This is a genomic window from uncultured Eudoraea sp. (genome assembly GCF_947258925.1).
GTDB lineage: Bacteria > Bacteroidota > Bacteroidia > Flavobacteriales > Flavobacteriaceae > Eudoraea.
In genome coordinates this window covers 1-6782 of sequence record NZ_CAMYKG010000062.1, presented here as the reverse complement: position 1 = coordinate 6782, position 6782 = coordinate 1, and the positions used below count along the sequence as shown (strand labels likewise).

General features: G+C 39.5%; 7 protein-coding genes. 5 read left to right on the top strand and 2 right to left on the bottom strand.

Features of this window, described 5'->3' with window-relative positions; genetic code table 11:
• Positions 1-116: 116 nt before the first annotated feature.
• Complete coding sequence (locus Q0X77_RS14915) at positions 117-1820, bottom strand: GMC family oxidoreductase (protein ID WP_297798624.1); 1704 nt, start codon at positions 1818-1820, stop codon at positions 117-119.
• 150 nt (positions 1821-1970) lie between these two features.
• On the opposite strand from Q0X77_RS14915, the gene Q0X77_RS14910 reads away from it, so the two are divergent.
• The 5 genes from Q0X77_RS14910 to nadD all read left to right on the top strand — a co-directional run bounded on the left by Q0X77_RS14910 (position 1971) and on the right by nadD (position 6003).
• A complete protein-coding gene (locus Q0X77_RS14910; RefSeq protein WP_297798623.1) occupies positions 1971-3023 on the top strand; it encodes a sugar phosphate isomerase/epimerase in 1053 nt (350 codons plus the stop codon).
• Positions 3024-3043: 20 nt separating this feature from the next.
• Positions 3044-3856, top strand: a complete 813-nt coding sequence (locus tag Q0X77_RS14905) for a DUF1080 domain-containing protein (protein ID WP_297798622.1) — start codon at positions 3044-3046, stop codon at positions 3854-3856.
• Positions 3857-3924: 68 nt separating this feature from the next.
• Positions 3925-4782: a YicC/YloC family endoribonuclease gene (locus tag Q0X77_RS14900; RefSeq protein ID WP_297798621.1), complete on the top strand. Its 858-nt coding sequence runs from the start codon at positions 3925-3927 to the stop codon at positions 4780-4782.
• Positions 4782-5363, top strand: a complete 582-nt coding sequence (gmk, locus tag Q0X77_RS14895; protein WP_297798620.1) for a guanylate kinase — start codon at positions 4782-4784, stop codon at positions 5361-5363. Before Q0X77_RS14900 ends, gmk begins: the two co-directional genes overlap by 1 nt.
• Before the next feature lie 55 nt (positions 5364-5418).
• Complete coding sequence (nadD, locus tag Q0X77_RS14890) at positions 5419-6003, top strand: nicotinate (nicotinamide) nucleotide adenylyltransferase (RefSeq protein WP_297798619.1); 585 nt, start codon at positions 5419-5421, stop codon at positions 6001-6003.
• A 95-nt stretch (positions 6004-6098) separates the two neighbouring features.
• Here the strand turns inward: nadD and Q0X77_RS14885 are convergent, their stop codons facing one another.
• Positions 6099-6605, bottom strand: a complete 507-nt coding sequence (locus Q0X77_RS14885; RefSeq protein WP_297798618.1) for a nicotinate-nucleotide adenylyltransferase — start codon at positions 6603-6605, stop codon at positions 6099-6101.
• Between the last annotated feature and the right edge of the window lie 177 nt (positions 6606-6782).

Below are 6782 nucleotides of genomic sequence, written 5' to 3'. Positions count from 1 at the left end.
TCACCAAGTTTTGATACTTTGGGTTCATGTGAAAATGCATACTCAAGGTGCTTGTCTAAATAGTCTCCCCACAAATTTCTAGCTGATGTATTTTTCATAAAATAGGCACTTTTGTTTTAGGAAAATTTTCCGGCATTAATCTCTTTTACAGCATGATTGACTGCCCTGGCGGTAAAGGCCATATATGTAAGTGATGGATTCACACAACTGGCAGAACTCATAAACGCACCATCAGTAACATAAATATTTGGCACATCATGAACTTGATTATGCTTATTTACCACGGATGTTCTCGGATTCCAACCCATGCGTGCTCCACCCATTTCGTGAATGCCGAGACCAGGGCCTGTTTCTCTTTCATAGGGCTTTATGTCTTTGAATCCTGCGGCTGCAAACATTTCTGTTATTTGTTTAAGAATATCTTCCCGCATTTTATATTCATTTTCTTTGAATTCAACATCAAAGTCGAGCTGAGGAAGCCCCCACTGGTCTTTTTCGGTTCTGCTCAGCGTAACTCTGTTGTCGTGATAGGGCAGCATTTCGCCAAAACCGGTAGCGCCAATTTCCCAACCACCGGGTTTTAATATTGCCTCTTTTAAGTCTTCACCGTAATGCAATTCAGCAACAGAGGCAGTCCAATCTGCTCTACTGGCTCCTCCCTGGTAACCGAAACCCCTTAAGTATTCTTTCTTCGAAGATTTCGCATCCAAATTTACAAACCGGGGAATATAAAAGCCATTTGGGCGCCTGCCTTTATAAAATTTGTCCAAATAACCTTCTACCCGGGCGGAGGCTCCTAACTGATAGTGATGATCCATAATATTTCTACCCAACTGGTCATAATTATTTCCAATACCATCCGGGAAACGTCCTGATTTTGAATTCAGCAAAATTCCGACAGAAGCCATTGCAGAGGCACACAAAAAGATCACTTTAGCATTAAATTCTAATTTTTCATGAGTTTCGGTATCAATAACCCGTACTCCGGTTGCCTTTTTGGTAGTATCATCATATATGATCTCATGAACGATAGAATTTGGACGTAGCGTCATATTACCGGTACGTTCAGCCGCCGGCAGGGTGGAAGAATTACTACTAAAATAGCCTCCGAAAGGGCAACCACGCCAACATCTGTTTCTATACTGACAGGGGGTTCTTCCTTCTATATTACGCTCTTTATCCGTAATATTAGCCACACGACCAATAGTAAGCAACCGACCGTCATTGAACTCCTCAGCCAGTACATTTTTCAGATCTTCCTCCGGGCACATAAGGTCCATTGGAGGGTGAAACTTTCCGTCGGGGAGATGGCTTAAACCAAGTTTTTCTCCGCTTACTCCTATATATTCTTCTACCTTATCATACCAGGGAGCTATATCCTTATATCGCACCGGCCAGTCTACCCCAATGTCCTCTTTCAGGTTAGCTTCGAAGTCAAGATCACTCCATCGGTAACTCTGACGCCCCCATGTTAACGACCTTCCTCCAACATGGTAACCACGAATCCAGTCAAAACGTTTTGTTTCAACATAAGGATGTTCCAGGTCATTTACAAAAAAATGCTTTACATCTTCTTTGGGGGCCCAATTAACTCTTTTTTGCTTATGGTATTTTTTCCTGTCTTCTCTGGATAGGTCATTGTTGTTAGGAAGATCCCATGTATCCATATTCATCGTTGGATAATCTTCAATATGCTTTACCATACGTCCTCGCTCCAGTACCAGCGTTTTTAAACCATTTTCACATAATTCTTTTGCAGCCCAGCCACCGGTTATTCCGGTACCCACGACTATGGCATCATATTTCTCCTTCTGATTCATGCTATATTGTTATTTTAATTCTGTTGTAATTGCTATATTTAACACTTGTCAAATGAAGATATACAAGTAGAATTTTAACCCATTAAATATAGGATTTAATTCTTGAAACCTAATAAAATACAAAATTGATTAACCTAGCAGAACCGTATCATGAAAACAATTAAAGGACCCGCCGTTTTTTTAGCCCAATTCGTAGATAGTAAAGCCCCGTTTAATTCCCTTGACGGGATGTGTAAATGGGCATCGGACCTGGGATATAAAGGAATTCAAATTCCAACATGGGAGCATTTTTTAATTGATTTGGACAAGGCTGCTGAAAGTCAGACCTATTGCGATGAATTGAAAGGAAGGATTAATTCGTACGGTTTGGAGATCACCGAATTATCTACCCATTTACAGGGGCAGCTGGTAGCGGTCAACCCTGCTTATGATCTTATGTTTGACAATTTTGCCCCCGATGCGGTAAAAAACAATCCAAAAGCGCGTACAGAATGGGCAATTGATGTTGTTAAAAAGGCTGCTACAGCAAGCCGTAGACTCGGGATAACTGCACATGCAACATTTTCCGGGGCTTTATTATGGCATACATGGCACCCCTGGCCACAACGGCCACCGGGATTAGTAGAGATGGGCTTTGAAGAACTGGCAAAAAGATGGCTACCTATATTGGATCATTATGATGAAGAAGGGGTTGATGTATGTTACGAAATTCACCCGGGAGAAGACCTGCATGATGGGGATACTTTTGAACGTTTTCTTGAAGCAACAGGAAATCATAAGCGCGTAAATATCTTGTATGATCCCAGCCATTTTGTTCTTCAACAATTAGATTATATCACTTATATAGACCATTACCATGAATTTATTAAGTCTTTTCATGTGAAGGATTCAGAGTTTAACCCAACCGGCAAAAAAGGAGCTTTTGGCGGCTATAATGACTGGGGGGACCGCGCAGGCAGATACCGTTCTCTTGGAGATGGTCAGATTGATTTTAAAACTATTTTTTCTAAACTAACGCAATACGGATGCGATGTGTGGGCAGTTATGGAATGGGAATGCTGTATAAAAAGTCCCGAACAGGGAGCCCGGGAAGGAGCTATTTTTATTCAGGATCACATCATTGAAGCCACTGAAAAAACATTTGATGATTTTGCCGGAGGAGATATAGATAAAACAATGCTTAAGAAAATCCTGGGAGTTTAAACTAAGAAAGAAATCTAATTATGAAGCAATATTATTTTTTGGCAATTATACTATTAATTGTGGCGTGTAAACAGGCTACTGAAGAAGTGCCAGTACCAGTTGAAGGCATAGCAGAGGAGGTAATAGTTTATGAAGAATATATGGGTGAAGAGCCTACAGAACCTGAACAGACCGAATTCTATGAACCTGTACCGCCTATAGTAAACCCAATTGGGAATAATGGAGCTCCCAGTGATGCTATTGTTCTATTTGATGGCAGTGATTTTGATATGTGGGAAATGGCCAACGATAGTTCTGCAGTGGTTTGGCATTTAAATGATGATGGAAGTATGACAGTTAAAGACAAAACCGGGGATATTCAGACGAAGCAAAAATTTGGAGATGTTCAGTTGCATGTAGAATGGAGGTCACCGGCGGAAATTCAAAGAGAGGGCCAAAACAGGGGGAATAGTGGAATATTCTTATCCGGGTTATATGAAGTCCAGGTTTTGGACAACAATGACAATGACACTTATGTAAATGGACAGGTAGCTTCTATTTATAAACAACATGTTCCTCTGGCCAAAGCTTCCGTTCCTACGGGGGAATGGAACACCTATGATATTATCTATCATGCTCCCGAGTTTAATTCTGAAGGCGGTAAAATAAAATCGGGAACCATTACTGTAATTCACAATGGGGTGCTTGTTCAGGACCATGTGGAGATAAAAGGCACTACACCTTACATCGGTTGGCCAAAAAATCCGGCCCATGGCAAAGGTCCCTTGAAACTTCAGGATCATGGAGATAATAGCCGGGTAAGCTACAGGAATATTTGGGTTAGGGAATTATAGCAAAATTCACCGGGCACACAAAAATCACTTTGAGATTTTAGTACCTTTACGAAAATTAAAAATAATTTATGATCCAATCCATGACGGGGTTCGGGAAGCATACTGTACAGCTTCCATCTAAAAAGATCACCATTGAATTAAAATCCCTTAACAGTAAAAACCTTGATATTAATGCCCGCATGCCTTCAGCATATCGCGTGAAGGAACTACAACTGAGAAAGACCATTGCAAGTTCGTTGATCAGGGGAAAAATTGATTTTGGTTTATACGTGGAAATTACCGGGAACGAGACATCCTCTGTAGTAAATGAAGAGGTTTTAAGGCAGTATATGGAACAGCTCAGGTCTATTGCAGACGGAGATGACCTAAGGCTAATGGAAATGGCACTACGATTACCGGATGCTCTTAAAACCGACCGTGAAGATATTGATGACTCTGAATATAAAGTCATTCAGGATACTTTGGAAAATGCTTTACAAGAAATAAATGCTTTCAGGTCTGAAGAGGGTATAGTACTTGAAAAAGATTTCCAGGAACGAATCTCTTCCATAAAGGATCTGCTAGGGAAGGTCGTTGAAATAGACCCCGATAGGTTGGCTACAATCCGTGAAAGATTAGAAAAAGCTGTTTCCGATTTAAAGACTGAAGTCGATGCCAATCGCTTTGAACAGGAATTGATCTATTACCTGGAAAAATATGATATTACAGAAGAAAAAGTACGCCTAAAAAATCATCTTGATTATTTTATCGAGACCATGAAATCTGCCGATTCCAATGGTAAAAAACTAGGGTTTATAAGTCAGGAAATCGGACGTGAAATAAATACGATAGGTTCTAAGGCCAACTACGCCCCAATGCAGCAACTTGTTGTACAAATGAAGGATGAGTTGGAAAAAATTAAGGAACAAATGCTCAATGTACTCTGATGAAGGGAGGTAAACTTATAATTTTTGCGGCTCCTTCGGGAAGTGGTAAAACAACAATAGTTGAGTATTTATTGAAGCAGGAGGAATTAAATCTGGCGTTTTCGGTTTCCGCCACATCAAGGCCAAGAAGAAGTACGGAAGAAGATGGGGTAAACTACTATTTTATCTCAATAGAAGAGTTTAAAAGTCATATAAAAAATGATGATTTCCTGGAGTGGGAGGAGGTATACAGGGATAATTTTTATGGGACATTGAAAAGTGAAGTTGAGCGACTTTGGGAGGAGGGTAAGAATGTAATATTTGATATAGACGTTGCCGGCGGATTGCGAATAAAAAGAAAATACCCCAATAAGACGCTGGCCGTTTTTGTAAAACCGCCGAGTGTAGACGAACTTAAAATAAGGCTTAAAAAGCGTAGCACAGAAAGTGATGATAAGATAAATATGCGAATTGCAAAAGCTTCAGTAGAATTGGCCACGGCACCTCAGTTTGATATAGTTATCAAAAACTACGATTTGGATGTGGCACTTAATGAGGCACATGATCTAGTTGCGAATTTTATTGGGGTACAAAGAAAGTAGTTATTGAACCGAAAGGCCTTTGAGAGCGTTTTAAATCTATTGTTCATATATTTAAATGAAGAAAATTGGACTTTTTTTCGGGACCTTTAACCCGATACATATAGGACATTTAGTTATTGCCAATTATTTGGTTGAGTTTTCGGACCTGGATGAAGTATGGTTTGTAATAACTCCTCAGAGTCCATTTAAATTGAAAAAGACCTTACTTGATAACAATCATCGCTACCAAATGGTATTTGAGGCTGTAAAAGAGTATCCCAAACTCAAGGCCAGCAAAATAGAATTTGAATTGACACAGCCAAATTATACGATAAATACACTGGTTCACCTGGAAGAAAAATATGGTAACGACCGTCAATTCTGCCTGATAATGGGGGAGGATAATTTAAAGGGATTCCATAAATGGAAAAATTATGAAGTAATATTGGAAAATCATGAAATTTATGTGTATCCCCGTATTTCTGAAGGCTCTGCAGAGCATCAATTTAGTTCACACCCAAAAGTACGGCGGGTAAATGCCCCAATAATGGAAATCTCATCCACATTTATTCGGAAACAACATAAGTTGGGTAAAAATATCAGGGCTATGCTGCCAGACGCTGTCTGGACCTATTTAGATGAAATGAACTTCTATAGATAGCGTAGGGTATTGAAAAGGGCCCGGAATTTAAAATGCCGGGCCCTGCAAAGTAGTAACATCAGGGGTAAAATTCTGATATCAATTAAGGACGGGTACTAAAGAAATTCTCCGTCTTCACTCATCATAACTCTCATTGTTTTATCCCCATTTTTTAATTTAATCTTAAAGTTCTTTTTGGCACCTTCTCTATCCTCATACCGAATACGATAAACATCTTTCACAATTTCCCAACTTGGAAACCTGTCCTGCAATGCTTGACGTACTACATCGGGTAATGGAACATCGTTGTATTTTTCAATGGTTCTTAAAATTTTACCATCGGGACCGTAAGCTGCAACTAATTTCCCATCAGGAATAATAAATGAAACAGTATAATAATCATAGTTATCCATATAATAATCCTTGGTAGTTACATCGTAGGCAGCTGCCTTGCGTTCCAGCATTTTAACAGGTACTGGAGCTTCTTTGTTATCCGTTGTATTTAAATACTTGTAATTTACAGCCTCTACTACAACTTCAGATAATTCTTCTACTTTGATCTCTTGAGAATATGCCAGACTGGCTATCCCAAAAGCCAATAAACCGGTAATAAATTTTTTCATGGTATTGCGTTTAAGTTAATATATAGCCCTTTTTATGGCTTCATTGGTGTAAAGATATGTTGCGATAGGGTTTCCTGAAATGATTTGGATCAGCTGTGCTTCAGGCAAATAATCAGATTGTACGAAGGATAAAGCAAAAATTAAAAGGTTCTGCCGCTAACTGAGACAGAACCTTTT